Consider the following 24,933-nt stretch of genomic DNA (forward strand, 5'->3'; position numbering starts at 1 on the left):
GCAGGTGTACACAGCTCAAAATGTGGGAGCGGGCTTGCCCGCGAAGGCGGCCTGTCAGTTAACACAGATGAAGCTGACCCACCGCTATCGCAGGCAAGCCAGCTCCCACAGGGGATTGGGTTTGCAGGTTGGGTCAGGTGTACACAGTTCAGGGATTGGGTTTGTAGTTCAGGGCAGGTGTACACAGCTCAAAATGTGGGAGCGGGCTTGCCCGCGAAGGCGGCCTGTCAGTTAACACAGATGAAGCTGACCCACCGCTATCGCAGGCAAGCCAGCTCCCACAGGGGATTGGGTTTGCAGATTGGGGCAGGTGTACTCAGTTCAAAAATGTGGGAGCTGGCTTGCCTGCGATAGCGGTGGTACAGGCGACCGCTAAACCTCGCCAGGCACAAAGCGCACACTGAACAGCGTGCCATCCTGCACAGTGGACCTCACCGCCACATCACCGCCATGCACCCTCGCCAACTCCCGCACGATATACAGCCCCAGGCCCACGCTGCGCACGTCGCTGCCTTGGTCGGTGCCGCGGGTCATGGGTTCGAACAGCCCGGCCAGCAGCGCTTCGGGAATCACCGCGCCGTGGTTGTGCACGCAGACGATGCAACCGCCATCGCCCAACTGCGAAGTCACGGTGATGGGGCGTTGCAGGTCGCCGTATGCCACGCTGTTGGCCACCAGGTTGCCGATGATCTGCTGCACGCGGTCGGCGTCCAGGCTGGCGTCGCCGCTGCCCACGGTGTGATGTTCCAGGGTGGCCTTGGGGAAGGCCACGCGCAATTCATCCACGGCCTGCCGGGTTACCGCGTGCAGGTCGAGTGGTGCCACCTTGATGCTGATGCCGTGGCCGACGCGGGCCTGGGTGAAGTCCAGCAGGTCGGCGATCATGCGTTGGGCGCGTTCGGAGGACTGGGCGATATGCCCCAGCAACTGGCGTTCCTTGGCGCTGCGCTCGCCACGGCTGAGGAAATCCGAAGCCATGCGGATCGCCGTGAGTGGGTTCTTCAAGTCGTGGCTGACGATCGCCACCATCTGCTCGGCAAACAGCGCACGGCGCTGGGCGATGGCATAGGCCTCGCTCAGTTCGGCCTGGGCGCTCTTGAGGGCGAGTTCGGTGGCGGTTTTTTCCTGCAACAGCGCTTCGGCGAGGTTGCGGGCGTTGAGCAGTTCGCGCTCGTACTTGTCGCGGTCGGTGGTGCCGAACAGGGCCAGGTCGTAGACCACGCTATCCGCCTGCTCGCGCTTGAGGCCATTGAGCAACACGGTCACCTTGTGCCCGTCGCGGTGCAGCATGTCCAGCTTCACTTCGGTCACGCTACCGCGCAGGCGCAGCATCGGGGCCAGGTGGGTTTGGTGGAAGATTCGCCCGCCCATGGTCAGCAGGTCCTGGAAGCGCCGGCCGTAGAGCTCGGCGGCGCTGAACCCCAGCCATTCACAGAACCTCGCGTTGGCTTGCAGGATCGCACCGTCTTGCGCGGTGACGGCGAGAGCGCAGGCGGCGCTGTCGAACAGCTTAGCCGGCATGGGGGGCGGCCCACGGCGCAAGGAAGGTGTCCATCGCGGCGGTACACGCCTGTGGCGCACTCATGTGCGGGCAATGGCCGACGTTGTCGACCAGGCAATAGGTGCTGTTGGGCAGCACGCTGTGCAGGTATTCACCGACGACAACCGGAGCGATCAGGTCGTCGCTGGATTGCAGGATCAGTACCGGGGTGCTCAGGCCGGCGACGTCCTGGCGGTTGTCCGACATGAACGTCACCCGCGCAAATTGCTTGGCGATCTCCGGTTCCGTGCGGCAGAAACTGTCGGCCAGTTCGTCGCTCAACGCCGGTTGCCCGGGCGCGCCCATGATCACCGGCGCCATGGCGCTGGACCAGCCGAGGTAGTTGCTGTCGAGGGTATCGAGCAGGTCGTCGATATCGCTGCGCTTGAAGCCGCCGACATAACCGTCGGCATCGATATAGCGCGGCGATGGGCCGATCATCACATGGGCGGCGATGCGCCCGGGGGCCTGGCGGTCGGCGAGGGTGGCGATCATGGCGCTGACCGAGTGGCTGACCAGAATCACCGGGCCTACCGCAAAGGCTTGGATGATCTCGTTCAAGTCGCGGGCGTAACCGTCCAGCGTGCTGTACTTGGCCTTGTCGAACGCATTGAGGTCCGACAGACCGGCGCCGACCAGGTCATACATCACCACGCGAAAGCGTGCGCCAAACTGCGGCGCCAGGTAGTTCCACATGGCCTGGTTGCAACCGAAACCGTGGGAGAACACCAAGGTCGAGGCGCCATTGCCCATCACACTGACATTGTTGCGGTGGCGTAGGTCCATGGGCTTCTCGGTTATGGCGTTTTGCTATGCGTGGGCGGAGTTTAGATAGTCAACGGCGTGGGGTCACGCGTTATAGCGCTGATAGGTTAAAGTCGGCGCCTTCAGGAAGAAACTTCAGGTAACAAGTATGTGGGTGATTTTACGTCAATCCGTTTTCAGCCTGCTGGCGCTGGCTTGCATTGGCCTATTGAACGCCGCCCAGGCTGACCCGTCGCCAATTGGCGTGGCCCTCGACCAGCGCGTGATCGACCTCACCAACACCCTGGACGCCGGCACCACCACCCGTCTGAAAGACCAGCTCGCCGCGCTCGAACAGCGCAAGGGCGCGCAGGTCGCCGTGCTGCTGGTGCCGAGCATCGGCGACGCCAGCCTCGAAGACTATGCTAACCAACTGTTCCGCGCCTGGAAGCTGGGGCGCAAGGACATCAACGACGGCATCCTGCTGCTGGTGGCCAAGGATGACCGCAAGGTGCGCATCGAAGTGGGCTACGGCCTGGAAGGCACCGTTACCGACTTGCTGAGCCATCGCATCATCGAAGAACACATTACCCCGGCGTTTCGCCAAGGCGACTACGCGGGCGGTGTGAGCTTGGCCGTGAACGACTTGATCGTGCTGGTGGACGGCGGCGACTTGCCAAGTGTGACGGCGCCGGCGACCGGCCCTCGGGCGATTACGGTGTTGCTGGCGTTTGTCTTTGGCGCCCTCGGCGGTGTGCTGCTCGCCGCTGGCAAGCTGCACTGGCGTCGTGCGTTGCTTGGCGTTGTAGCGGTCACGGTGCTGCTGACGATTTTTAGCGGTGGGCAAGGCTGGCCGTTGTCCCTGCTGCTCATGCCGCTGACGATGCTGATCGGCGGCGCCACCTTTGGTGCGTTGTGGCTGGCGCGCACGGTGTTCTACTGCGTGCTGGGGTTGCTGGCCTACATCCTCGGGCTGGTGGTGGTTGATCAACGCTATGCCGACGTCAATTTCATCCACTGGCTGGCGTATCCGTTGGCGGCGCTGGTGGTGCTGGGGTTGTACCTGATCCTGTTGGTGCTCATGAAAGACGCCTGGAAACAGAGCCGGGCAGGCTTTGTCGCGCGGTTGCTGGCGGCCGTGGCGGTGTATGGCGCGGCAGTGTATGTGCTGGATATGGGACGTAGCGGCTGGTTGTTCGCGTTCCCCATCGCCTCGTTTGCCGCGCTGTGCATCTTTGGCAAGGTCGGCACGGGTTCGGGTTCTGGCGGAGGATCAAGCTCGGGTTCCAGCAGCTCCAGCAGTTCCAGCAGCAGCTCATCGGGCGGCGGCGGTTCGAGTGGTGGCGGTGGCGCTTCGGGGAGTTGGTGAATTCATGTCCAAAGACATCATGATTCGTCCCGCAACGGCTGAGGACGCGCTGTGTATCGGCGTGCTGGGCATGCAGGTGTTCCTCGATACCTACGCCACCGAGGGTATCCGCAGTTCGATCGCCAATGAGGCGCTGCAAGCGTTCGCGCCGCAGGCCATCACGCAGCTGCTGGCTGAGCCTGACATTGCGTTGCTGGTTGCCGAGTGCAACCAGCATCTCGTCGGCTTCGCGCAGGTCAAACTCGATACCCGACACGCGATGATCGCGACGGCGAACGTTGCCGAGTTGCAACGCCTGTATATCCAGGAGCGTTTCACGGGATTGGGCATTGGTTACCGCTTGCTGCAAGCCGCCGAACAGTGCGCGGCGCAAGGTGGCGCTTCACTGTTGTGGGCTACCGTGTGGGACGGCAACGCGCGCGCGCTCGCGTTCTATCCTCGGCGCGGGTACGCGCTGCTGGGCGCGCCGACCTATACCTTCCAGGGCGAGACCCACGGCAATCGGCTGTTTGGCAAAGCCCTGGGCCTTGCGCCCGCTTGACTCTGCCCCACGGGACAGACGTTACGCTTTTTTTCGCTGCGCATACCGCAGGGTTTTCCAGGCGAAAAAAGGACGATAAACATGCTGTGTCTAGTGACGGGGGCCAATGGGCATCTGGGCAATACGCTGGTCAGGGAGTTGCTCCGGCAAGGCTACACGGTTCGCGCTGGGGTGCGTGATATACACCAGCAGGCCGCATTCGCGGGGCTCGCCTGTGAGGTGGTCTACGCCGAGCTGTTGGATGAGGCGTCGTTGCTCAAGGCCCTCGACGGCGTGCAGGTGTTGTTCCAGGTGGCGGCCGTGTTCAAGCACTGGGCGAAGAACCCCGAGGCCGAGATCGTCCAGCCCAATGTGCAGGGCACCCGGTGTGTGTTGCAGGCCGCTAGCCGTGCGGGGGTGAAACGGGTGGTGTATGTCAGTTCCGTAGCGGCGGTGGGGCATGACGGCAGTGCGTTGGATGAAACGCAGTGGTGCGAGGAAGCTGAAAATGCCTACTACCGTTCAAAAATCCTCAGCGAACAGCTCGCTTGGCAAACCGCGAACGCCTTGGGGTTGTGGATGGTCGCGGTATTGCCATCGGCGATGATCGGCCCGAATGACGCGCGCTTGACCGACACCCTGGGTTTTTTGCAGGCGGTGAAGGATCGCAAGGTGCCGCTGGACCCAGGGTTTCACTTCAATTTTGTCGATGTGCGCGATGTCGCCAAGGGCATGTTGCTTGCCGCGCAGAAGGGCCGCGCAGGCCAGCGTTATATCCTCGCCAATGAGCGCTCGTCATCGCTGGCTGAACTGGCCGATGTACTGGGTGTGCAAGCGCCGCCACGTGCACCGCGCCGGTTGCTGCTGGCCATCGCTTGGCTGCAAGAGCGCTGGGCCAGCCTCACTGGCCAGCCTGCCCAACTGATGTGCAGCCAGGTGCGGCTGTTCCATGGCGTGCGTCAGGAATACAACATCGACAAAGCCAAGGCCGAGCTGGGCTTCAACCCGCGTCCGCCGCAACAGGCATTGCGCGAGGCGTTTGCGTATCTGGACAGGCGAGGGGTTCAGCCGTATGAGACCTGAACAGCGCATTCATCTGGTGCTTGAGCCCGACGAGGTGCACGTCCAATGCTTGCAACTCGCGGATTCTGGCTTGCACATCCAGGCGCTTGGCATCGACAGCGGCGTTGGCCAAGTCCAATGGAAAGGCCCGTAGCGCATTCTTCGCGGCGATCAAAGGGCCCATCTCGGCGAGCTTGAAACCCGCCGTTTGCGCCTTGCGGATCAGCTGCACCATCTGCACATGGTGCGCGTTGTACACGCGATAGCGACCGCTGCGTTGGGGTTCACTGATCAACCCCATGTGCTCATACAGGCGGATCGCTTTTGGCGTGCAGCCGGTGAGTTGGGCGAGGCGTCCAATGAACATCGAGGCAATCCTTTACCGGGTGGAAGATCAGAGATCCATGACCATCTCATGCCACGCCATCCCGCCGTGATCCGAGGCTGACGGCTGCACGTAGCGATAGCCCATGCGCGTGTACAGCTCCACGTGGCGGTCTTTGCACATCAAGTGAATGGTCTGCTTGCCCATGTCGCGCATGCGCTGCACAAACGCGTTCATCAACGTCGTGGAATACCCCTTGCCCTGGTGCGCCGGGTCAACCACCACCGACATGATCACCACATTCGGCGCCTCGGCCGAATGCCCCACCAGCTCCTTGAACGCCTCGTCCGACATCACCACGTCGTGGGCGCAGCCACTGTTGATAAAGCCCACCACCTCGCCATCGGCTTCCAGGATCAGAAAGCCTTGTGGGTACAGCGCGATGCGTGTGGCGATCTTTTCCAGGGTGGCGGCTTCGTCGCCTTCGTAGGCGCTGGTTTCGATTGCAAAGCAGCGGGCGGCGTCAGAGGGCAGGGCGTTGCGCAAGGTGAGGGTGGGCATGGGCGTTCCTGGGGACAAAGCGAAAGGCGACATCATAGATAAATATCGCCCCCAGCTCCATTGCAGTGCCCTTGAAGGTGGGCTTACTCCTCTGGCGCGTAGTTCCTGATGCCAGCCTCACGCAGTTGCTCCTGGAACTCTCGGTGAAAATCGCTGATCCTCATCTGCAACGCTGGGCTGTAGGTGCCATCTTTGTTGTTGGGTTTAAAGCTGAACTGGATCGTGTTGTACAGTCCATCGCCACCGCCGTAATCGTTGTAGTCCTGCACGTCAGACTCTTGCTTGACCTCGATGTCTTTTGACCTGGCGAGATCGTTGAAAATCTTCATCGTTTGAGGGTAGTCCTCAATTTTCACCGTGAATTGGATGCCTGTGTCGTGGCGGTTGGCGCCGATGCTCCGACTCGACGCTTCCGGCGCAGCCTGAAGCGTCTGCGGTGCGTAGGAAGATTGAATACCTTGCATAGTAAATACCCTCGGTTTGACGTCCGTATTGGACGCTTCACGTTGTGGTGAGCACCAAGTACTGAGTTCCCGCCGCAAGAGGGACGAGTGTGTCCAACTGTTAAGCCATGGAGGCTGAGATGCTGCAAATAAAACCCGCAACCCCGGAGGACGCCCAGGCGGCGTTCGATATTCGCCTGTTGGCCATTCGCAGCCAGTGCATCGGTGCTTACACGCGTGAGCAGATGATGGCTTGGACACGTGGCACCGCCGCAGAGGGTTACAGCGCGCTGATGGCCAAGCCGTTTTATTTGGGGTGGGTACAGGGCGAACCGGTCGTCACTGGAATGCTTGATCTCGACAACAATGAAGTCGGGGCGCTGTTTGTGCTGCCTGAATTCACCGGGCGCGGGTATGCCAAGGCCATGCTCGATCACCTGGAAAACCTGGCTCGGCAGCGGGCGATTGAAACGGTGGTGCTGGATGCGACGTTGAATGCTGCGGGTTTCTATCGGGCGTGTGGATACGTGGGGGATGAGCAGGCGGTTTACCATTCGCCGTCGGGGTTGACGTTGGCGTGTATACCGATGACCAAGCGACTGGTTTGATGCGTGGGAGCTTTAGCGAAGCTGCGATGGTGGTGGGCAGGTCGCATAAGTGTCGCCTGTGCCGCCGCTTTCGCAGGCAAGCCAGTTCCCACATTTCAAGCTGTATTGATGGGTAGAAAGTGTTCGGCTGGAGATCGCCCGGACACTGCCGGTTTCCTGTGGGAGCAACTGTCTTGGCAGCTTTTCAAAAAGCGTCATCAAGGCAGACATAAAACCGCCCACAGCCTAGGCCGTGCAATGCTCAACGAGTGGTCACGTAGCTGATTACGCTACGTGATCGTTCCACTCTGAACCGTCTCGGATCATTGCATTCAGGCGTATCAACAACACTCACACACCCTCAACTCGCAGCCGGCACCTCAAACCCTCGCCGTTCAATCACCGCAAACACATCCGCTACATCCTGGACCATGATCCGGGCGGTATTGGCAACGGTATTGATATCGTGCTCGGCATAGTCCGACACGTTGGAACAGGCCATCAGATGCAGATAGGCGAGGGCAGCGTTCAAGCGTTCGCTGGCGCACGCCTGCAACTCGCTGAGCGGGGCGTCGCTGTCGATCAGCAGGACGGGGTAGTCGGTTGCGGTTTGGGACATGGGGGTGAAGCGGCGGGGCGGGTTTTGAGTAGTCATGGTGTAAATCCTCAAGAAAGAAGAATTACCACCGGCTCTGCTGCGAAACAGATTGGGTGGCAGTTGTGCGCGGGTTCGCAGACCGGACGATTTACACCAAAACCCGGCAGACCCGAAGGTCTCCCACGCACAACCGCCATAAAACATTCGGCAGCCGGGAGCCGGCTGGAGTCTGTCTGACGGTGTCGGTGTGAATCGTTTTAGGGCTGCGAAACCCTGTCGCCAGCCAATGCCAGCGACGGGCCGAACTATAAGGCGCTGTGAAAAGGGGTGCAACCAAGAGAATGTTTCAACGCCGCGATAAGGAGTCAAACATCGTGGGCTGTGGTTGCACTCACGGCTGTACCCTGATCAGATCAGATCAGATCAGATCAATCACCGACTATGTGCGCCTCGCTCGACAGATTCGCGGGGTGGCGGGCCCGCTCGTTACCGATCTACTGAGGGCTGGCGTGACGGTGGTCCTGGATTTTCCTGCCAATACGCCTCAAGACTGACACTGGCTGCGCGGGCTGTCTGACGCCGCTGGGGTTTCCCATTGTGTCCACTACATTGAAGTGGACGATGACACCTGTTGTGCCAGGTTGCATCTTCGCAATCGACGTGCGGAGCATGAGTTTGCCGCGACTGATGCGGGGTTTGATCTGATCACTAGGTACTTTTGTGCGCCGGATGAGGGGCAGGGGTTGCGGGTTGAAGTTCATCGTGGTTGATGGGGAGGGGCATCGTGAGAATGGGGGGCTGGAAGGCTTATTTTTGGCCGTTCACTGTCCCCCACAACAGGCGGCTATCGGCCAAAAGCGGACGCCCACGATAGCTGCTTTCTGGACGCCAGCTCATGACGCGGCTTCTGACCCAAAATGGGTCTGAGTCGCGCACTCGCTGTCGAGAAATTCAAACGACGTTTTTTAGCAGATTCGCCATTAGCTCTTTAAACTCGGCGCGATCTGTATAATTTTCCCGGTGCCTGGACCGGTGGACGATCTGCTCAGCCGTCGTCAGCGGCCAGAGCCTGTCGGTCACATCGTCCGCTTTGATGTTCTTGTCTCAGAACCCGATCTCAACGACGGCTATTTTCTCCTGCTCTCGCGATTGCTTGACTCGTAGAGTGTTGAAGAAAGAGAGTTGAAAAAACATTCGTCATTTACATCTACCTTCAAGCAGCAAAGGACGCTTAATGAGAACCCCGCTACTCGCTCTTACCCTCGCAGCTCTATTGAGCGCATGCGCCATCCCTTACCAAACCCCGGAAGCCCGCGCCAATATTGAACGCGACTTGAAGCTCAGCGCAGACGAAATCGTCACTATCACCGAAACCAACTGGTGCTTATTTCCCTATGGTGATTTGCAAGTGTGCAGACCCAAGCAAGGCCTGGGTGTGCTGACCAAGAGCAAGCTAGTCCTGGCCCTCTATAAGGGCGGCGTCTACCAGCAAGCTGAAGTCATCAACGCCAGCGATGTGCAGTGCGCCCACCTGCAAAGTGGCAGAGCCACAGCCGATACCTTCTACCTATTCAGTGAGCGTTGGGCCGCCATGCTGGCGCCAATTACCGTGGGAGGTGCCTTGGCCCTCGACAAGAAAGCCCAGTTCCTGAGCGTTTTAGTGCCGCCAAGCACTGAGAGCTTCACGGCTGGGCAAGGAAATTTTATTCAGGTCACCGATCGCAAGAATTACTCGGCTGTTGCGGTACCAGGTACCACCACCTATGTAGGAACCAGCGAGAGTATTCACCAGATTTTTAACCCGTGTACGCAGGGAAAGAATCTCTCAGCCGGATCATGAGTCCTGGCCAGACCTTTCGAGTGAAACAGTCCCGGCAGCATTTGCAGCGCAAGTAATTCAATGCAGGCCCGATGCGCCGGGCCTGTCGAGCGCCACAGAAGCTGACAACCCAATGTGAATCGGAAGCCGGTTTTGGCCGACTGCTTCCAGCAACGAGTGTCCGTTTCGGGTCGGTAGTAGCCTGTAATGAAGCGCTGCTATCGACCCAAAGCGAAAGCCCATAATTGCAGGCGAGGATAGTTTTCTGATGCCTTTGTGCTCCGTATAGTGGCAGTACTTATTCAGTCAAAGGAGTGGCTATGAGCCCGTTAAGCGGCCTATCTGTCGGTGTAACCATCACTACTCATTGCGCGAAAAGGGGAGCTCAATGCGTGCAGGAATGATCCTTGCCGGGATCTGCACCCTGTTGGCGTTGTTGGCAGCATCGCCAGCTCAGCCTGCGTCCCTGCCATCAGGCACGGTGAACGAGGGTGGTATCTCGGTGCACGTACAAGGCTCGGGCACAGATATCATCTTGATCCCAGGATTTGCGTCGTCCTACGAAGTATGGGCAGATTTGGCCTCCCGATTACGGCTCAGCCACCGTCTCCATCTAATACAGGTAGCTGGGTTTGCCGGCTCGCCTGCTGTATCCCGTCCAGACGGGAGAGTAGTCGCGTCCACGGTCGAGGCGATCGCTGAATACATCCGCAGCCAGCGCATCGAGTCGCCGGTCATCATCGGTCATTCGTTGGGTGGCGAGGTGGCACTGATGCTAGGTGCTCGTCATCCCGATCAAGTGGGACGCCTGATGATTGTTGATGCGATGCCCTTTTATACGTTGCTGTTTGATCCCTCCGCGACCAGTGAAACGGCGGCCCCGCATGCGGCTGCAATGCGTGATGCAATGTTGGCGGCAACGCCTGAGCAGGCGCAAGCCATGCAGCGTGCCTCCATCGCCCGCCTCGCCAAAACTGAAGCGGTCAGGCCAGGCCTGGTCGCGGCGGGGTTAAACTCGGACCGAAAGACTATGGCCGATGCCATGTATGAATTGATGGTCTCAGACCTCCGGCCTGAGCTTGGACGCATCAAGGTGCCGGTTGAGGTCGTCTATGCCTACGATGTGCTGTTCGGCGTAGAAGCGTCCCACGTCGATGCAATGTTCCGTAACGCCTATGCCTCTACCCCAAACATTAGCTTCAGGCGCATTGACGGCAGTTTTCACTTCATCATGCTTGATCAGCCAGAACTGTTCGCCAGAGCTGTCATCAAGTTCCTGAACCAGTGAACGGCGACGGAGTTGCCAGAGTGATGAGTCGCCGTAAAAGGGCACAGGATTCGTTGCCGTGCTTGCAGGTCAGCGACCGTCTGTTTTTGGCCGGTTGCTGCCCGTCACGAACGGCAGAAATCGGCCAGAAGCGGACTTTCGACTACGTCCGTTGACGGCCATTAGCGGACCTAGAAGCTCCTGCAGTTAGCCTGCTTTGGGCACGGTTAAAATGAAACAGGGACGGATCGTTCAATAGCGCTAGCTAAATCATCCAATTCGCTCGCGGATAGGCTCTAAACGTCCGCTAATGAATTTGAAGCGGCGGAGTTAAGCACTGCGTGCGCTTGTCATCATCAAGATAATAGAGTCCGTCGATTTGCCCCGTCATCTGTGCCATTCCAAGCAAAGGCTCGGATTCAAACGTGATCGGAAAAACCAAGCGTGCGGCTTCACCCTGAATCAAGTCCTCCCATACAGCTTTGATAACTCCTCCCCAAAAGGTCATGGAGGACCCATCGGGTAAAAACAGGTTAGGTTGGATATGACCGATGTCGTCGGTAAGACTCCAGTACACATACCCAGCGTAACTGGCTCCATCAGCGCCGCGAAAAACTGTTCTCACCAGCACAGTCGTATCTCTCTCTTCCAGGCAGGGGCGAACAATTTCCCAGTCATCATCGTCCATCGGGAAATACCAGACACCGTGCTCTCGGAAGTCTTCCTCAGTTAATTCATAAATTAGCTTGCCTTGCATGCTGACCCTCCATCTACGCCGCCGATCTCATCCATTTCCCGCCCTGAGGCAACGTTACTTAGCCGTTAAGGCGTTGTCGATCATTCTAAGGAGCGATTTGCACACGGTCTGGGGAATGCTCGACGTCCGCTTTTGGCCGGTACCTGCCCTTCATCGCAGCCCCCAACCAACCAAGGCTATCACTCTGGAACCCCAGTCACCGCATGCACCACCCGCATCGCACAACGCGGTCTCGCCCCTTCCGCTTCAAGCAATTCACATTTCTTCAACAACGGATAAGCATCAGCAAACTTCATCGCCGCCACCTGTTCCCCGTGCTGCTGCGAAACAAAGCAGCGCTCAAACCGAAAGGCGGCATACACCTCGGGCAGCAGCACCGGATAATCGTAAACCTCGTCGACGATGCTCTTTAGCATCTTGGACATTTGCCCATCGGCCGCGGGGGAAATTTTGGTGAGCTGTTCATCCTTGGCGACGCCCGCTTGCCTGGCTGCAATAGCTTGCTTCGACGCACCGATGGATACCTGCATTCCCTGCGGAAAAGGACAGTCAGACGCCGCCAATGCCGAGGCCGATGCCAGAGGATGAAACGCTCCATTGACCTGCCAAGCTTCGTGGTTGCCTTGTCCAGCCCTGTCGCTGTAACTTCGGCCTCCAGTTATCGAGGATATCTCATTGAACGACTCTGAACATTTGAACGCACTGTGCGCCCGTTTCAACTCAGGAGAAGATCTGAGCTTTACGTTTTTCTGGGGGCACCAGCGCAGCAAAACGGTCGTCACGGCTTCGTGTTTCAGCCAGTGGTTTGAGGCCGGGTTTGTTGTCGAGGGGCAACATTACCCGACGGCCGAACACTTCATGATGGCCGAGAAAGCGGCCTTGTTTGACGATCAGGATATTCGTGCGCAGGTGTTCAACGCGCCTACGCCAAATGCCGCCAAAGCGCTTGGCCGCAACGTGCGCGGGTTTGATGAACAGGTTTGGCTGCAACACCGATACGACATCGTGGTTCGAGCGAACCAGGCCAAGTTTTCTCAGAATCCGCCGTTAAACGAATACCTGCTACAAACCGGTTCGCGGGTTATTGTCGAGGCCAGCCCGGTTGATAGCATCTGGGGTATAGGGCTCGCGCAGGATCACGCGGATGTGAACAATCCGAATCTTTGGAAAGGCTTGAACCTACTGGGCTTTGCGCTGATGCAAGTGCGAGACGGGGGCGGTGTGCAGGCCCCAAGGTAGTTGCCCCGAGTGCGAGAAAGCTTCCTCAGATACACGTGGTCGAGCAGGCGTTCATTGCGGTGATGCTTGACCACGACAAAACCAACCCTCAACCCACCCCCGAATACTTCACCGCCGCGGCCGCCCGCGAACTCACGCCCAACACCCTCAGCAACGACGAAACATGAATCCGCACGGTAAACGGCGAAATATCCAACGCTTTGGCAATCTCCTTGTTCGTCTTGCCCTGGGCAATCAACCTCAACACATCCTGCTGTCGCGCCGTCAACGTATGGGTATCCAACGGCAACAACCCCGACGGCGCAAACTTGACCAACACCTCACCCTCACGAATCGCCAGCAACGCCTGGCCGATCTCCTCGGGTGCGATGTTTTTGCCGATAAAACCGTCTGCGCCCAACGCCATCACCTGATCGATCAACGCCGGGTCATCCACCATCGACACCACGATCAAGGTGGTGCGCCGCAGTTGCTGGCGCAGTTCGGCCAGTTGGCTCAGGCAGGTCAGGCCGGGGAAGCGCAGGTCGAGGATCAGGGTGTCGATGTCGGCGCCGTCGCTGATCAGCGCGTGCACCGTGTCGAGGTCGCCGGCTTCTTGCACCTCGGCCGCGGGCAGCAGGCGTTGCACGGTGCGCAGCATGCCTTCGCGAAACATCGGGTGGTCGTCGGCGATGATGATGCGGCCGGTCATGGGGGGCTCCTCCCTGGGGCGGTGTGTGGCGCGGTCATGCTACCTTAGCACCGCATTGCATGACGCCGCTGACGACTGCCGCACAAGGACGTAACCCATGGGTATTGAGACCAACTCTGAACTCGACCAGGCCAACTTGCGCATCGTGGTGGCCGCTATCGCGATTGTTTACATCAGTGTGCTGGGGTTTTTGCCGGGGCAGTCGCTGGAGACTTATCTGCCGGTGATTCTGTATATCGCGCTGTTTCTGATCGCCTCGATTATCTTGCGGCAGGTGATCGCCCGTTGGCCTGGGCATTACCCGGCGCGGCGTATCTTCGGCATGATCTACGACTATACGGGCACTTCGTTCGGCATGGTGGTGGGCGGCGAGGCGGCGTTGCCGTTGTATGCGGTGATGGTGTGGGTCAACCTGGGCAACGGCATGCGCTACGGCTCGCGCTACCTGGCGATTGCCACGGCGTTGGCGTTGTTGGCGTTGCTGATCGTGTACCAGTTGACGCCGGTGTGGCAGGCGCAACCGTTTATGGTGCTGATGTTGATGATCACCAGTACGGTGATCCCGGTGTACGCCCATATCCTGCTGGAACGTACGCGCAAGGCGTCGGAAGAAGCCATCGCCGCCAACCTGGAAAAATCCCGTTTTCTCGCCCAGGCCAGTCATGACCTGCGCCAGCCCATTCACTCCATCGGCCTGTTTACCGCGTGCTTGCGCGAAGCACGCCTGGGCGATGAAGAGCGGCGGTTGGTGGATAACATCGACCGCTCGCTGCTCAACGTGTCGCAGTTGTTTCGTTCGATTCTGGACCTGTACACCCTCGACAACGGGCGTTTGCTGCCCAAGTACCAGGCGGTGCATTTGGGCGAGTTTCTCGCCGATCTGGTGCGCCAGAACGCCGAGGCCGCGCGCTGGGCCGGGGTGGAATTGCGCTTGCGGCCCTGCGCCCACTGGGTGTTGGTGGACCCTGCGCTGTTGGCGACCATGGTGCAAAACGTACTGTCCAATTGCTTCAAGTACGGCGCGCACCGGCCGGTGTTGATGGGCGTGCGTATTCGCGACGGCGGGCTGGCGGTGCAGTTTCATGATCGGGGGAGGGGGATTGCCGAGGAGCATCTGTCAAAGGTCTTCGAAGAGTTCTATCGCGTACGCCACCTGCGGGACAAGGACGTCGAAGGCGTGGGCCTGGGGCTGTCCATCGTCAAGCGCCTGGGGCAGTTGATGGGGGTGCAGGTGAGCCTGCGTTCAAAGGTGGGCCATGGCACCTCGGTGAGCCTGCATGGCTTGACCCTGGCCAGCGCGCCGCGTGCAGCCGCTGCCCGTGACGACATACGGCAGGCCGGCCTGCTCACCGGCTTGAAAGTGTGCCTGGTGGAGGATGATCACAACGTGCTGCTCGCCACCCAGGCGCTGCTGGAGCGCTGGGGCTGCGAGGTGCAGGCGGAGTCGTCGGGGCGTGATCTGGTGAGTGATTGCGACATCATCGTCGCCGACTATGACCTGGGCAACCACGCCACGGGTATCGAATGCATCGATGCCCTGCGCGAACAACGTGGCTGGGCGGTGCCCGCGCTGATCCTCACGGGGCACGACGTGGAACGCATCCAGGCCGCCTTGCACGACCGTCAGATCGCCATCCTGTCCAAGCCGGTGCGCCCCGCAGAACTGCGCGGCACACTGCGCGACTTGAGCCAGCAGCCACTTACTGGGCGAATGGAGCAAGCCCGTTACCCTTAGCGCCCTTGGGCTGGCAATAGGCGGCAGGTTTCATCAGGCCGAAGCTGGCAATGGCGAAGGCACCGCCACTGGCGCCGCTGGGCACCGAGCAGTTGTATTCGCCGGAGGCGGCGCTGGCCACGTAATAGGTGCTCATGGAGTCACTGCGCACATTGGAGATGCGTTTTACCGGCTCGCCCAGGTTGGTTTCCGACAGGGTCTTGAGGTGGTCTTCGCTGGGTTTGATATTGCTGCAGCCGGCCACGCCGATGATCAAGGCGCCCAACAGGGTGATGCGGGTAACAGAGGAGTGCAGGTTCATGGTGCTTCTTCCTTGGGGTTGTTATGGTTTTTCCAACGCACAACGGGTCCGCGCGCAGGGGATGCGCGGTGCGGGTGGGTGCGTTGGAAGTGCCGAGGAATATAGCGCCGCAGGGGGAAGGGGTCGATTAGCACAGGTGTGCTAGTGGCACACTGAGGTCATCCTTGTGGTGAGCGGGCTTGGGGCCTGCCCGCTCACCACAGAGGCGGTTCAATGCATCTGCTGTGGTCCATGCCATCCAGGCCACGGGCTGGAGCCTTCACTCCAATCGCCAAGGCCATGCTCGATCACCTGGAAAACCTGGCACGGCAACGGGCGATTGAAACGGCACTGCTGGCAGAGATGTTGCCTGACCCAGCGCCATCGCAGGCAAGTCAGCTCCCCCATTTTGACGGTGTTCACAGATCAAAATGTGTGGCGCAGGCTTCTGTGGGAGCTGGCTTGCCTGCGATGCAGGCGCCGCGGTCTGTCAGTTGAGCCGCAGTCGTTCTGTATCCCCCAAAAGCCCAGGATCTGTGTCTATCGACCGAGCCTTGTGCTCGTTAGCCTTGGGCCACGTTAACTGACGACCGAGCCCCCCATGGACCTTACCGCCGTACCCTTTGGCACCACCGACTGGTCAACCATCGAGCCTGTTACCTATCCCGGCGAAACCGGCAGCGCTGTGTGGCGCACCTGCCATTTCGGCACCACCCGTGTGCGCAGGGTGGAGTACACCGCAGGCTACCTGGCGGATCACTGGTGCAAGCGCGGGCATGTTCTGTTGTGCCTGGAAGGCGAGCTGCATACGGAGCTGGAAGACGGCCGCCAGTTCACACTGACGGCCGGGATGAGTTACCAGGTTGGCAACGACATGGAGGCGCACCGGTCTTTCACAACCACCGGAGCGAAGCTGTTTATCGTCGACTAACAGAATGTTCGCTCAACAGGCCTGTCGCTTGGTCATCGGGACACAGGCCAACCCCAACCCCGGCGGCGAGTGATAAACCGCCTGTTGATTCCCACGTGTCCAACGCCTCCTTGAGCGAGGCGTTGCCGGGAACCAAAAGAGTCTCTGGCGCCACAGATGAGACGGTTCAAATCAGGCCGTCAACGTAGGGGAGTTTTTTATGCAGAGTATTCAATCCAATCCGTCCGCGTTCAACCCGACGACTCTTCAGTCGACCCATCAGGCAACGCAAGCAGGCGCCTTCAGGAAAGACGGTTTAAACCCTGACATCGAATTTACGGTGAAAAACGAACACTATTCAAAAGCCCAGCAGATACTCAATGACACCGCCCGGTCAAAAGGCATGAACATTCAATACAGCTCTGGCGTGCACGAACGTAAAGATCTCGGCGAAGGAAACATTTCGTACTTCACCAGCAATTTCACCGTCCTACCCGATCGACCCGACGGCAGTTACAGCCCTGAACTGCAGAAAAAGATCGGTGAGCTACGGCAGGAGGTCCAAACGAAGTTGCACGAAGCGGGTATTACCAACCACGGCTATCGAACTGAAGCGTCCCCCCCACTATCTGGCCCAGCACCTGACCCCATGCTATTTTCTACGATACTGGTGCCATCGAGCAAGGCGGATCAGGCCAAGGATATCGCCTTGAATATCGCCAGGGTCCTCGGCTTGCCGCCTCCCGAATTGAACATGTTTGAGTCGTTCACAGACCCGCACCTTGACCCGCCGAAGGGGAACCTCACTGAAATCCAATTCAGATACCCCCCCGACAGGCCGGACGGCACCGTCAGCGCTGAACTTGAACAGAAGTTATACCGCTTCAATAATCGGCTCCAACACGTGCTCCGTGAAGAAGGCATCAGGGTCTACGGCTAACACTTATCCACTTGATCACGGTCATTGAGCGAGAGGCCGGCAAGGCCGTGTCGCAAGGGCGATGTTTCTTTACCCTATCGCCCTTCGCTCCCTCCATTGAAATCGAAACCAGCGCCATCTCTCGCCCTTAATGCATCTTGCTGTGGTCCACGCCATCCAGGCCACGGGCCGGGGCCTTGACTTCGATCGTCTGTTTCTCGCCCTTGGCGTTCTCGACCGTCAGGGTCAGCGGCACCTGGTCGCCTTCCTTGATCTGCCCGTTCAGGCCCATCAGCATCACGTGGTAACCGTTGGGGTCGAGGGTGACGGCCTTGCCGGCGGGCAGCGCCACCGAATCCACCGGACCCATGTGCATTACGTCGTCCTTCATGCTCATCTCATGGATCTGCACGTCCTTGGCCGCCGGCGTCGCCACGCTCAGCAGCTTGCTGTCGCTGTCGGCGGTGACGGTCATGAACGCGCCGCTCGACGGCTGGCCCGGTACGGTGGCGCGCACCCAGGCGTCGGTGACTTGTACCTGGGCACTGGCGTGGGCCGCGAGGGTCAGCAGAGTGAGGCCGAATGTCAGGCGCTTGAGGTGTTGAACGGCAGTCATTAGCAGACCTCCATGACGGTGAGCAGGTCTTCTGCGCACTCTTTAGCGGTAAGGGATGCCTGCAGCCCCAGGCGCAGGTTGCCACGGGTGTCGAAGACAAAACTGGTGGCGGTGTGGGACAGGGTATAGGTGTCGCCGGCGGGGATCTTTTCATAAAAGATCCCGAATTCCTTGGCGGCCACGGCGATTTCTTCCGGGGTGCCGTACAGCGCTTCGAAGCTGGGGTCGAAGGCCTTGACGTACTTGTCGAGAATCTCGGGGGTGTCGCGCTCGGGGTCGAGGGTGATGAACACCACTTGCATGATCTCGCCGTCGCGGCCCATCAGCTTCTTGGCCTGGGCGGCGCGGGCCAGGGTGGTCGGGCACACGGCTGGGCACTGGGTGAAGCCGAAGAACACCACCGGCATCAGGCCACGGAACGAGCTCAGGGTGACGGTTTCGCCGTCGGTGTTCTTGAGCTTGAAGGTGCGGCCCATGATCTTGTCACTGAGGTCCTTGCCGTACTTGAAGTTCAGCTTGGGGCTGTAGTCACAGCCGCCCAGCAGGCTGCCCAGGCCCAACAGGCCCATGCCGGTCAGCACTTTGCGGCGGGTGAATAACGTACTCATCAACTGCGCATCCTGTGAAACGCCTGCATTGCTCTGGATCTACACATCAGGCTTTGAAAAGGAGTAAAGGAGGAGGGCGCCAAGTCTACCAACCCAGGCCCGCCCGCGTAATGTGCGACGTTCTGCCACAGGGGCGCGCCGTGCTTCATCTCGGTGCGCCTGTGGTGGTAGAGTCGCCGCCATGAAATTGCGCCCTCCCGACCGCTCGCTCATCGCCTGGACCCTGTACTTCTGCGTGCTGATGAACCTGTTCGTGTGCGGTTTGGGCCATGGGCAGATGATGGGCCTGGAGCTCAATGGCATCGGCGGGCAGTTCTGTTCGGTGGAAGGCAGCCAGCCGATTTCCGACAAAGGGTTGGGTAGCCCGGCTTCCAGCAACATCTCGAACTACTTTGCCTGCCCGGTGTGCAATGCTTTAACTGTTGCCCTGGTGTTCCTGATCGGCCTGGCCTGGCTGTTGGGCCTGGGGCAAACCCCGCACCCGGGCCATGAACGGCGCAACAAGGCGCCGCCGCGCTATTCCTGGCCCTCGGCCAACCCCCGCGCTTCCCCCGCATTCTGACGTGTGCCTTGGGCCGCCTGTGATCAGGCGGCGTTCTATCGTCACGACTGTGAGTGCGTTTGATGAATCACCTATTGCCTGCCGGCGCCAGCCGCCTGGTCAGCAAGGCGTCCCGGCGCCTGCACCTGGAGCCGGCGCTGCCCGACTACCCGAGCAATTCCCGCTGCTTCGTGCACCTCGATGCACGCCTGTTGCCCCATTGGCACACCTTGTTCGACATCTGCCCGGCGCTGCTCAAACTCGACCCGCCGGAGGGCTTGAACCTGTTCCGCAGCTTCATGACCTGGGCCTATCGCAACCGGCCCCCGCTGGATTGGACCTACCACGTCAACGTCTGCCGCTGGCTGCTGGGCTCGCCGTATCGGGCGCAGATCGACGATGAGCCGATCGAAGCCTTCATGGCGGCTGCGGCGGCGTGCTGGATCAATGCCGACACCAGTCAAGACAGTGGCGTGGTCTTGACCTGGCAAGGCTCGACCGTGTTCGACTGGAAGGACGCGCGCCGGGCGTATTCAGAACACCAAGCCTTGCCAGGCACCGAATGGGACTTCGCCTGGTGCCCGCTAAACGCGCAGGGAGAGTTCAGCCGTTGGCGACCACTGCCCTGAGATTGTTACGCAACCGGTAAAAGTGAATGACGCTTTCCCCGGCTGTTTCCCGCGCGGCCGAGGCTATACCGTGCGCGCTCCCGTTAAATGCAGCACCACCCGACTGGCAAAGAACAGGGCCGGGCTGCGACGGGATCGCCTCATTTATCTTACGGAGCCTTCATGAATCACAAGACTTGCCTGGCCCTCGCCGTTTCCCTGGGGGCCGCGCAACACGTTGCCGCGTCCGGTTTTATCGACGACAGCAAAGCCAGCCTCGACCTGCGCAACTTCTACTACAACCAGGACACCCGCAACGCCCGGGGCGCGTCGGACAAGGAGTGGGGCCAGGCGTTCATGTTCAACTACCAGTCCGGCTTCACCGAAGGCACCGTCGGCTTCGGCCTGGACCTGCAGCAGATGCTCGGCGTGCGCCTGGACGCCTCGGGCCGCGCCGGCAAGGCCGGTGCAGACAACACCCCCGGCAGTGTCTTCCCGCTGGACGACGGCAAGGCCGCCCATGACTTCAGCAAGACCGGCGTCACCGGCAAGATGCGCATCGCGCAGACCCAGCTCAAGGTCGGTAACCTGCAACCCAAGCTGCCGGTGCTGACCACCGAAGACGGCCGCCTGTTGCCCCAGACCTTTCGCGGTTACCAACTGGACTCCAAAGACTTCCAGGACTTCAACCTGATCGCCGGCAAGCTTGAGCAGGTCGTCGACCGCAACTCCAGCAACGGCCAGGGCCTGTCGATTGCCGGCGCCAACGACCCGATCAAGGGCAAGGCGAGCAACCAGTTCTACTACGGCGGCGTCGACTATGCGGTCAGCAAGCAACTGCAAGTGCAGTACTACTACGCCAACCTGGAGAACTTCTACCAGCAGCATTTCTTCGGGCTGGTGCACAACTGGCAACTGCCGGTGGGCCAGTTCAAAAGCGACCTGCGTTACTTCTACAGCACCGCCGACGGCAAGAACGCCAGCGCGGCCGGGCGCGATGAAGGCTACGTCAGCGCCGGTTACTACGGCCCCGGCGTCAACACCGGCAAGGTCGATAACCGCCTGTGGAGCGCGCTGTTTACCTACGCCTTGAGCGGGCATTCGGTCAGCCTCGGCTACCAGAAAACCACTGGTGAAAGTGACTTTCCCCATATCAACCAGGGCCAGGGCCGCTCGCTGTACCTGATCACCAATTCGCAGTCGCTGAAATTCGTCAATGCCGGCGAGCAAGCCACGGTCGGCAGCTATGCCTATGACTTTGCCGGCCTCGGTGTACCGGGCCTGCGTTCCAGCGTCACCTATATCCATGGCAGCCACATCCGCACGGCCACTCGCGACAACACTGAGTGGGAGCGTGACCTGCGCGTGGATTACGTGATTCCCACGGGCACCTTCAAAGGCCTGGGCCTGACCTGGCGCAGCGCGGTCCTGCGCGGCAATGACACGGCGGACAAGGACGAGACGCGGCTGATCGTCAGTTACAGCATACCGCTGCTGTAACGGCTTGACCGGCATCAAGGCGTGGCCGCGTCCAGGGCGCGACACTGGAGGCCCGGCGCGACCTGCGAGGCCTCCATGCTTTACCTGCTGTTTCTCCTGGCCCATCTATTCGCCGCGCTGATCTTTATCGGCACGGTGTTTTTTGAAGTGTTGATCCTGGCCCACCTGCATCGGCACCTGCCGGCGCGGGTGATGGTGCAGGTCGAACAAGGCGTCGGCCAGCGCGCGCGGGCGCTGATGCCCTGGGTGTTGCTGGTGCTGTTCGGCGCGGGCATCGGCATGGTCTGGCTGCGCTATCGGCCGATATTGGCGGCGCCGCTTGCCAGCGCTTTCGGCGCATTGCTGAGCCTCAAGCTGATCCTCGCGGCCAGCGTGTTGCTGCACTTCGTGCTGACCATGCTGCGCATGCGCCGTGGGCGTGTCAGTGCGCGGTACCTGCGCTTTATCCACCTCAGCCTGTTCGCGCACATGGTTGCGATTGTGCTGTTGGCCAAGAGCATGTTTTACCTCAGTTGGTAAAGCCCTTGATGCATATCAAGGGGCGCCTTGGTGTCGCACCGGACAATGGCTCACCGTCCATGGAGGAGCCCGTCATGCGCAGCGTCATTTCTCTCGATGTGGTGCGTACCCTACGCAGCAGCCGACAACGCCAGCGCCCCCTGGCGTTGACCTTGCATTGGCCGGCCGGCACGGCGAACGACGCGTGCCGGCGCAGCCTGACCGAGGAGGCGCAATGGATCGGCCGGCACCTCGACCAGCGCCAACCCGTGGCGCATTTCCAGTGGCGCGGCGCAGCGGCCGTCGCCGAAGTGCAGGCGCTGATGGGCACCCTGCATGCACGCTTCAATTTCTTCGAGCGCGACCGCGGCGACTACGCCATCGACCTCGCTCCCCGGCACACCGATTGGGCGAGCGTCGGCCTGCTGCGCGAGCTGGGTTTCAACCACGTCTGCATCAGCGCGCCCGATGCCGGCGCCGAGGTCGAACCCTCCCCGTTGTGCTACCGCAACCCCGCACCGATCCAGTCGTTGATCGATGCGGCGCGTACCTTCGATTTTCGTTCAGTGAGTGTCGACCTGGGCTACGGCGCCGCCTGGCAGACCCTGGCCAGCTTTGAGTCCAAGCTCGACAGCCTGATCACCCTGGAGCCGGATCGATTGCACCTGTTCGACTACGCCCGTCCACCTCGGCGGTACCGCGCGCAACCGACGCAAGCCCATAGCGGCAACATGCGTCAGCTGAGTTTTGAACGCCTGGCGGCGGCGGGCTACGACTATATCGGCCAGGGGCAGTTTGCCCGGAGCGACGAAGAGTTCACGGTGCATGGTGACTGTGACCATATCAGCCTGGGCGACACCCTGTTGTGGTGAGCGGGCCTCAGTGCGACGTACCTTCGGCAAACTCAATCTTGTTGCCCACGTTGTACTTGCCCGACGGTTTGTTCATCGGCAGGCGCTTGACCTCCTCAAGCGTCTGGCTGTCGTACACGATCAGTGCGCCGTCGCTGGCCCAGATGCTCAGCAGCACGTAGCGCCCATCGCGGGTGAATTCCACATGGGCGGCGGTCTTGCCCGGGACCGGGCGCAGGGTGTGGGCGATTTCCAGGGTCTGTTTGTCGATCAAGTGGATGGCATCGTTGTCCGGGCCAAAAAACACATCGCTCCACACATAGCGCGAGTTGACATGGCTGCGCATGAAAAAGCCCGGGCCCAGGGTGGGGATCTGTTTGATCAGTTTCCAGGTGGCGGGGTCGAGCACGCTGATTTGCCCTTGGCTGATATTCGGCGTGGCGAACACCCACTGGCCGTTGCGCCGCCAATAGGTGCCGGAGCCCAGGTGCGGCATGCCCGCCAGCGGGATGTCCGTGACCACGGCGCCTGAATCCAGGTCGATCACCTGGCCGCCCCCGGCCTTGCGTGACGTGGCGAGCAACTGGCGGTAATCCGGGGTGAACGAGAAGTCATCGAGCACGTCACGGGCCGCGATGCGCCGGGGTTCGAAGGTGGGGTTGCGGGCGGCATAGGACAGCTCCCACATCTCGTTCACGTCCTTGAGCGCCACGACAAAACTGTTGCGCGGCGGTGCGGTATACACCGCGCTGACCCGTGAGCCGGTGGGCAGTGTCTTGACCAGCGACAAATCGCGCGCATCGAGCACCACCAGGTTGCCCGGCAGGTAGTTGCCCACCAGCACCCAGCGCCCGTCCTTGCTCACCGCGAGGTTGCGGGTGTTGAGCCCGGCGCGGGTCTCGGCGATAAGCTTGAGGTTGTGCAGGTCGTAGAGGCTGATCCAACCGTCCCGCGAGGCGAAATACACGAAGCGTCCATCCGGCGAGAACTTGGGCCCGCCGTGCACGGCAAAGTGGCTGGCGAAACGGTCCAGCACGGTGAAGCGATCACCGTCGAGGATGTCGATGTGATGGTCGCCGGACTCCACCACCACAAACAGGTTGAGCGGGTCGGCGTGGTGTTGCGGGGTTGTCGGCAACTGGCCCGGGTCGGCCAGCAGGCGGTGGCTGTTGCGGATGTCTTGCGCCGCCCAGCTGACCGGCGTGACGGGCGGCTGCTGCAGGAAGGCCGCCAGGGCATCGATCCGTGCCGCACTCAGTTGCGTGGAAAAGGCGGCCATCTGGCTGGCCGCGCGGCCCTGGGCGATGACCTCTCGTACCTCGTGTGGCTTGATCCGCCCGAGGCTTTCCGGCAGCAGCGCCGGGCCGCTGGCGCCGATGCGATTGAGGCCATGGCAGCTCTCGCAATACTGCTGGTAGTCCTCGGCCGGCGTGCCATGGGCGGCGCTGGCCCACAGCAATGGCAGCAGCCACAGGCATTTCATGGCGCCACCGCTGCGCGGGGCGTCGACAGGCTGGCTGGGTAGTGCAGGGCGGCGTCGGCAAACAGGTCTACCACCGCGCCAATCACCGTCAGGGTCGGCACGCCGGGTTCGCAGCTGGCGGCCAGGGCCGGCAACTGGCGCAAGGTGCCACGGGCCACGTGCTGGTCGGCCCGCGCACCATTGCTGATCAGCGCCGCTGGCGTATCGCCCGGCAAGCCGGCGGCCACCAGGTGTTCGGCGATCAGCGCCAGGTTCGCCAGGCCCATGTAGAACACCAGGGTCTGGCTGGGCTCGGCGAGGCTGGCCCACGGCAGTTTCAACGCGCCGTCGCGTTGCAAATGCCCGGTGACGAAGCGGCAGGAGTTGACCAGGTCGCGGTGGGTCAACGGGATCCCTGCGTAGGCGCTGCACCCGGACGCGGCGGTGATGCCCGGCACCACCTGGCAGGGAATGTCGCGCGCGAGCAGGTATTCCAGCTCCTCGGCGCCGCGCCCGAAGATGAACGGGTCACCACCCTTGAGGCGCACCACGCGTTGACCCTGCTCGGCCAACTCCGCCAGCAGTGCGTTGAGTTGCGCCTGGGGCAGGCTGTGGTAGCCGCTGGCCTTGCCCACATAGTGACGCGCGCAGGTGAGGGGGATCAGGCTCAGCAGTTCGGCGCTGATCAAGCGGTCGAACACCACCGCGTCGGCCTGCATCAACAGGCTCCAGGCGCGCAGCGTCAGCAGGCGTGGGTCGCCGGGGCCGGCGCCCACCAGCGCGACTTCGCCGGGGTGGAAGGGGCTGTGCAAACTGGCGGGTAAGGCGGTCGGAAGGTGCATGAGACGTCCTTGGTTCATCATCAGGAAGGCGCCCGCGGTTG

29 protein-coding genes and 1 pseudogene are annotated in these 24,933 nt (G+C 60.9%); 16 read left to right on the forward strand and 14 right to left on the reverse strand.

The window, feature by feature from the left end; genetic code table 11:
* Positions 1-372 precede the first annotated feature (372 nt).
* Together J1G37_RS27405 and J1G37_RS27410 are read right to left on the reverse strand one after the other, a co-directional pair.
* The gene (locus J1G37_RS27405) at positions 373-1,521 is read right to left on the reverse strand and encodes a PAS domain-containing sensor histidine kinase (protein ID WP_207046738.1); all 1,149 of its coding nucleotides are present in this window, start codon (positions 1,519-1,521) and stop codon (positions 373-375) included.
* Positions 1,511-2,326 (reverse strand): alpha/beta hydrolase, encoded by an 816-nt coding sequence (locus tag J1G37_RS27410; RefSeq protein ID WP_207046739.1) that lies wholly within the window; start codon positions 2,324-2,326, stop codon positions 1,511-1,513. Before J1G37_RS27410 ends, J1G37_RS27405 begins: the two co-directional genes overlap by 11 nt.
* Before the next feature lie 127 nt (positions 2,327-2,453).
* Between J1G37_RS27410 and J1G37_RS27415 the strand changes: the two genes are divergently transcribed.
* The 3 genes from J1G37_RS27415 to J1G37_RS27425 all read left to right on the forward strand — a co-directional run bounded on the left by J1G37_RS27415 (position 2,454) and on the right by J1G37_RS27425 (position 5,256).
* Entirely contained in the window at positions 2,454-3,653 is a 1,200-nt protein-coding gene (locus tag J1G37_RS27415; RefSeq protein ID WP_207046741.1) for a YgcG family protein, read from the forward strand.
* A gap of 4 nt (positions 3,654-3,657) precedes the next feature.
* A complete protein-coding gene (locus tag J1G37_RS27420; RefSeq protein ID WP_242551772.1) occupies positions 3,658-4,194 on the forward strand; it encodes a GNAT family N-acetyltransferase in 537 nt (178 codons plus the stop codon).
* Positions 4,195-4,275: 81 nt separating this feature from the next.
* Complete coding sequence (locus tag J1G37_RS27425) at positions 4,276-5,256, forward strand: NAD-dependent epimerase/dehydratase family protein (RefSeq protein WP_207046742.1); 981 nt, start codon at positions 4,276-4,278, stop codon at positions 5,254-5,256.
* On the opposite strand, the gene J1G37_RS27430 is transcribed toward J1G37_RS27425, so the two are convergent.
* From J1G37_RS27430 to J1G37_RS27440, 3 genes are all read right to left on the reverse strand, one after another.
* Positions 5,174-5,602 carry a MerR family transcriptional regulator gene (locus J1G37_RS27430; protein WP_207046744.1) on the reverse strand — a complete coding sequence of 143 codons (429 nt, stop codon included), beginning with the start codon at positions 5,600-5,602 and terminating at the stop codon, positions 5,174-5,176. The genes J1G37_RS27425 and J1G37_RS27430 overlap by 83 nt on opposite strands.
* A gap of 27 nt (positions 5,603-5,629) precedes the next feature.
* Complete coding sequence (locus J1G37_RS27435) at positions 5,630-6,121, reverse strand: GNAT family N-acetyltransferase (RefSeq protein WP_207046747.1); 492 nt, start codon at positions 6,119-6,121, stop codon at positions 5,630-5,632.
* 83 nt (positions 6,122-6,204) lie between these two features.
* Positions 6,205-6,585, reverse strand: coding sequence for a hypothetical protein (locus tag J1G37_RS27440; protein WP_207046749.1), 381 nt, complete (start codon positions 6,583-6,585; stop codon positions 6,205-6,207).
* Between the two features lie 119 nt (positions 6,586-6,704).
* On the opposite strand from J1G37_RS27440, the gene J1G37_RS27445 reads away from it, so the two are divergent.
* Positions 6,705-7,172, forward strand: coding sequence for a GNAT family N-acetyltransferase (locus tag J1G37_RS27445; protein ID WP_207046751.1), 468 nt, complete (start codon positions 6,705-6,707; stop codon positions 7,170-7,172).
* A gap of 340 nt (positions 7,173-7,512) precedes the next feature.
* Here J1G37_RS27445 and J1G37_RS27450 read toward each other — a convergent pair whose 3' ends face one another.
* Positions 7,513-7,806, reverse strand: a complete 294-nt coding sequence (locus tag J1G37_RS27450) for a fructose-bisphosphate aldolase (protein WP_207046753.1) — start codon at positions 7,804-7,806, stop codon at positions 7,513-7,515.
* 359 nt (positions 7,807-8,165) lie between these two features.
* Between J1G37_RS27450 and J1G37_RS29095 the strand changes: the two are divergent.
* From J1G37_RS29095 to J1G37_RS27460, 3 genes and pseudogenes are all read left to right on the forward strand, one after another.
* Positions 8,166-8,519: pseudogene (locus J1G37_RS29095) on the forward strand (AAA family ATPase); the annotation flags it as partial.
* 464 nt (positions 8,520-8,983) lie between these two features.
* Complete coding sequence (locus J1G37_RS27455; RefSeq protein ID WP_207046755.1) at positions 8,984-9,589, forward strand: hypothetical protein; 606 nt, start codon at positions 8,984-8,986, stop codon at positions 9,587-9,589.
* Between the two features lie 367 nt (positions 9,590-9,956).
* Complete coding sequence (locus tag J1G37_RS27460) at positions 9,957-10,856, forward strand: alpha/beta hydrolase (RefSeq protein WP_207046757.1); 900 nt, start codon at positions 9,957-9,959, stop codon at positions 10,854-10,856.
* 286 nt (positions 10,857-11,142) lie between these two features.
* Here the strand turns inward: J1G37_RS27460 and J1G37_RS27465 are convergent, their stop codons facing one another.
* Positions 11,143-11,592: a hypothetical protein gene (locus J1G37_RS27465; protein WP_207046759.1), complete on the reverse strand. Its 450-nt coding sequence runs from the start codon at positions 11,590-11,592 to the stop codon at positions 11,143-11,145.
* Positions 11,593-11,771: 179 nt separating this feature from the next.
* Entirely contained in the window at positions 11,772-12,122 is a 351-nt protein-coding gene (locus J1G37_RS27470) for a hypothetical protein (protein WP_207046761.1), read from the reverse strand.
* Between the two features lie 145 nt (positions 12,123-12,267).
* Here J1G37_RS27470 and J1G37_RS27475 point away from each other — a divergent pair, with 145 nt between their 5' ends.
* Entirely contained in the window at positions 12,268-12,831 is a 564-nt protein-coding gene (locus J1G37_RS27475) for an NADAR family protein (protein WP_207046763.1), read from the forward strand.
* Positions 12,832-12,919: 88 nt separating this feature from the next.
* Here the strand turns inward: J1G37_RS27475 and J1G37_RS27480 are convergent, their stop codons facing one another.
* Complete coding sequence (locus J1G37_RS27480) at positions 12,920-13,522, reverse strand: response regulator transcription factor (protein ID WP_124528437.1); 603 nt, start codon at positions 13,520-13,522, stop codon at positions 12,920-12,922.
* 97 nt (positions 13,523-13,619) lie between these two features.
* Here J1G37_RS27480 and J1G37_RS27485 point away from each other — a divergent pair, with 97 nt between their 5' ends.
* Positions 13,620-15,257 carry a hybrid sensor histidine kinase/response regulator gene (locus J1G37_RS27485; protein WP_207046765.1) on the forward strand — a complete coding sequence of 546 codons (1,638 nt, stop codon included), beginning with the start codon at positions 13,620-13,622 and terminating at the stop codon, positions 15,255-15,257.
* Here the strand turns inward: J1G37_RS27485 and J1G37_RS27490 are convergent.
* Positions 15,223-15,558 (reverse strand): hypothetical protein, encoded by a 336-nt coding sequence (locus tag J1G37_RS27490; protein ID WP_207046768.1) that lies wholly within the window; start codon positions 15,556-15,558, stop codon positions 15,223-15,225. The genes J1G37_RS27485 and J1G37_RS27490 overlap by 35 nt on opposite strands.
* A gap of 580 nt (positions 15,559-16,138) precedes the next feature.
* Between J1G37_RS27490 and J1G37_RS27495 the strand changes: the two genes are divergently transcribed.
* Both J1G37_RS27495 and J1G37_RS27500 read left to right on the forward strand, forming a co-directional pair.
* A complete protein-coding gene (locus tag J1G37_RS27495; RefSeq protein ID WP_207046770.1) occupies positions 16,139-16,468 on the forward strand; it encodes a DHCW motif cupin fold protein in 330 nt (109 codons plus the stop codon).
* Between the two features lie 199 nt (positions 16,469-16,667).
* A complete protein-coding gene (locus J1G37_RS27500; RefSeq protein ID WP_207046772.1) occupies positions 16,668-17,387 on the forward strand; it encodes a hypothetical protein in 720 nt (239 codons plus the stop codon).
* Between the two features lie 127 nt (positions 17,388-17,514).
* Here the strand turns inward: J1G37_RS27500 and J1G37_RS27505 are convergent, their stop codons facing one another.
* Together J1G37_RS27505 and J1G37_RS27510 are read right to left on the reverse strand one after the other, a co-directional pair.
* Positions 17,515-17,982, reverse strand: a complete 468-nt coding sequence (locus J1G37_RS27505; RefSeq protein ID WP_207046774.1) for a copper chaperone PCu(A)C — start codon at positions 17,980-17,982, stop codon at positions 17,515-17,517.
* Positions 17,982-18,590: an SCO family protein gene (locus J1G37_RS27510; protein ID WP_016976099.1), complete on the reverse strand. Its 609-nt coding sequence runs from the start codon at positions 18,588-18,590 to the stop codon at positions 17,982-17,984. Before J1G37_RS27510 ends, J1G37_RS27505 begins: the two co-directional genes overlap by 1 nt.
* 181 nt (positions 18,591-18,771) lie before the next feature.
* Between J1G37_RS27510 and J1G37_RS27515 the strand changes: the two genes are divergently transcribed.
* From J1G37_RS27515 to J1G37_RS27535, 5 genes are all read left to right on the forward strand, one after another.
* Positions 18,772-19,152 (forward strand): DUF2946 domain-containing protein, encoded by a 381-nt coding sequence (locus tag J1G37_RS27515; RefSeq protein ID WP_207046775.1) that lies wholly within the window; start codon positions 18,772-18,774, stop codon positions 19,150-19,152.
* 62 nt (positions 19,153-19,214) lie between these two features.
* Positions 19,215-19,760: a putative natural product biosynthesis protein gene (locus J1G37_RS27520; protein WP_207046776.1), complete on the forward strand. Its 546-nt coding sequence runs from the start codon at positions 19,215-19,217 to the stop codon at positions 19,758-19,760.
* 162 nt (positions 19,761-19,922) lie between these two features.
* Entirely contained in the window at positions 19,923-21,239 is a 1,317-nt protein-coding gene (locus J1G37_RS27525; protein WP_207046777.1) for an OprD family porin, read from the forward strand.
* 75 nt (positions 21,240-21,314) lie between these two features.
* Positions 21,315-21,758: a hypothetical protein gene (locus J1G37_RS27530; RefSeq protein ID WP_207046778.1), complete on the forward strand. Its 444-nt coding sequence runs from the start codon at positions 21,315-21,317 to the stop codon at positions 21,756-21,758.
* Positions 21,759-21,832: 74 nt separating this feature from the next.
* A complete protein-coding gene (locus J1G37_RS27535) occupies positions 21,833-22,609 on the forward strand; it encodes a hypothetical protein (RefSeq protein WP_207046779.1) in 777 nt (258 codons plus the stop codon).
* Between the two features lie 7 nt (positions 22,610-22,616).
* Here J1G37_RS27535 and J1G37_RS27540 read toward each other — a convergent pair whose 3' ends face one another.
* Together J1G37_RS27540 and cobA are read right to left on the reverse strand one after the other, a co-directional pair.
* Positions 22,617-24,071: a nitrite reductase gene (locus J1G37_RS27540; RefSeq protein WP_207046780.1), complete on the reverse strand. Its 1,455-nt coding sequence runs from the start codon at positions 24,069-24,071 to the stop codon at positions 22,617-22,619.
* Entirely contained in the window at positions 24,068-24,892 is an 825-nt protein-coding gene (gene cobA, locus J1G37_RS27545) for a uroporphyrinogen-III C-methyltransferase (RefSeq protein ID WP_207046782.1), read from the reverse strand. The genes J1G37_RS27540 and cobA overlap by 4 nt, the downstream gene beginning before the upstream one ends.
* Between the last annotated feature and the right edge of the window lie 41 nt (positions 24,893-24,933).

The sequence above is a fragment of the Pseudomonas sp. Marseille-Q1929 genome (genome assembly GCF_017316265.1).
Lineage (GTDB): Bacteria > Pseudomonadota > Gammaproteobacteria > Pseudomonadales > Pseudomonadaceae > Aquipseudomonas.

Excerpts from the sequence above, each read along its gene's own strand:
- J1G37_RS27455 (WP_207046755.1), top strand. The coding sequence starts at position 8,984 with ATGAGAACCCCGCTACTCGCTCTTACCCTCGCAGCTCTATTGAGCGCA.
- J1G37_RS27485 (WP_207046765.1), top strand. The coding sequence starts at position 13,620 with ATGGGTATTGAGACCAACTCTGAACTCGACCAGGCCAACTTGCGCATC.
- cobA (WP_207046782.1), bottom strand. The coding sequence starts at position 24,892 with ATGCACCTTCCGACCGCCTTACCCGCCAGTTTGCACAGCCCCTTCCAC.
- J1G37_RS27490 (WP_207046768.1), bottom strand. The coding sequence starts at position 15,558 with ATGAACCTGCACTCCTCTGTTACCCGCATCACCCTGTTGGGCGCCTTG.
- J1G37_RS27405 (WP_207046738.1), bottom strand. The coding sequence starts at position 1,521 with ATGCCGGCTAAGCTGTTCGACAGCGCCGCCTGCGCTCTCGCCGTCACC.
- J1G37_RS27500 (WP_207046772.1), top strand. The coding sequence starts at position 16,668 with ATGCAGAGTATTCAATCCAATCCGTCCGCGTTCAACCCGACGACTCTT.
- J1G37_RS27410 (WP_207046739.1), bottom strand. The coding sequence starts at position 2,326 with ATGGACCTACGCCACCGCAACAATGTCAGTGTGATGGGCAATGGCGCC.
- J1G37_RS27510 (WP_016976099.1), bottom strand. The coding sequence starts at position 18,590 with ATGAGTACGTTATTCACCCGCCGCAAAGTGCTGACCGGCATGGGCCTG.
- J1G37_RS27440 (WP_207046749.1), bottom strand. The coding sequence starts at position 6,585 with ATGCAAGGTATTCAATCTTCCTACGCACCGCAGACGCTTCAGGCTGCG.
- J1G37_RS27495 (WP_207046770.1), top strand. The coding sequence starts at position 16,139 with ATGGACCTTACCGCCGTACCCTTTGGCACCACCGACTGGTCAACCATC.
- J1G37_RS27420 (WP_242551772.1), top strand. The coding sequence starts at position 3,658 with ATGTCCAAAGACATCATGATTCGTCCCGCAACGGCTGAGGACGCGCTG.
- J1G37_RS27535 (WP_207046779.1), top strand. The coding sequence starts at position 21,833 with ATGCGCAGCGTCATTTCTCTCGATGTGGTGCGTACCCTACGCAGCAGC.
- J1G37_RS27415 (WP_207046741.1), top strand. The coding sequence starts at position 2,454 with ATGTGGGTGATTTTACGTCAATCCGTTTTCAGCCTGCTGGCGCTGGCT.
- J1G37_RS27445 (WP_207046751.1), top strand. The coding sequence starts at position 6,705 with ATGCTGCAAATAAAACCCGCAACCCCGGAGGACGCCCAGGCGGCGTTC.
- J1G37_RS27505 (WP_207046774.1), bottom strand. The coding sequence starts at position 17,982 with ATGACTGCCGTTCAACACCTCAAGCGCCTGACATTCGGCCTCACTCTG.
- J1G37_RS27520 (WP_207046776.1), top strand. The coding sequence starts at position 19,215 with ATGAATCACCTATTGCCTGCCGGCGCCAGCCGCCTGGTCAGCAAGGCG.
- J1G37_RS27465 (WP_207046759.1), bottom strand. The coding sequence starts at position 11,592 with ATGCAAGGCAAGCTAATTTATGAATTAACTGAGGAAGACTTCCGAGAG.
- J1G37_RS27425 (WP_207046742.1), top strand. The coding sequence starts at position 4,276 with ATGCTGTGTCTAGTGACGGGGGCCAATGGGCATCTGGGCAATACGCTG.
- J1G37_RS27515 (WP_207046775.1), top strand. The coding sequence starts at position 18,772 with ATGAAATTGCGCCCTCCCGACCGCTCGCTCATCGCCTGGACCCTGTAC.
- J1G37_RS27540 (WP_207046780.1), bottom strand. The coding sequence starts at position 24,071 with ATGAAATGCCTGTGGCTGCTGCCATTGCTGTGGGCCAGCGCCGCCCAT.
- J1G37_RS27480 (WP_124528437.1), bottom strand. The coding sequence starts at position 13,522 with ATGACCGGCCGCATCATCATCGCCGACGACCACCCGATGTTTCGCGAA.
- J1G37_RS27435 (WP_207046747.1), bottom strand. The coding sequence starts at position 6,121 with ATGCCCACCCTCACCTTGCGCAACGCCCTGCCCTCTGACGCCGCCCGC.
- J1G37_RS27525 (WP_207046777.1), top strand. The coding sequence starts at position 19,923 with ATGAATCACAAGACTTGCCTGGCCCTCGCCGTTTCCCTGGGGGCCGCG.
- J1G37_RS27460 (WP_207046757.1), top strand. The coding sequence starts at position 9,957 with ATGCGTGCAGGAATGATCCTTGCCGGGATCTGCACCCTGTTGGCGTTG.
- J1G37_RS27470 (WP_207046761.1), bottom strand. The coding sequence starts at position 12,122 with ATGCAGGTATCCATCGGTGCGTCGAAGCAAGCTATTGCAGCCAGGCAA.
- J1G37_RS27530 (WP_207046778.1), top strand. The coding sequence starts at position 21,315 with ATGCTTTACCTGCTGTTTCTCCTGGCCCATCTATTCGCCGCGCTGATC.
- J1G37_RS27430 (WP_207046744.1), bottom strand. The coding sequence starts at position 5,602 with ATGTTCATTGGACGCCTCGCCCAACTCACCGGCTGCACGCCAAAAGCG.
- J1G37_RS27450 (WP_207046753.1), bottom strand. The coding sequence starts at position 7,806 with ATGACTACTCAAAACCCGCCCCGCCGCTTCACCCCCATGTCCCAAACC.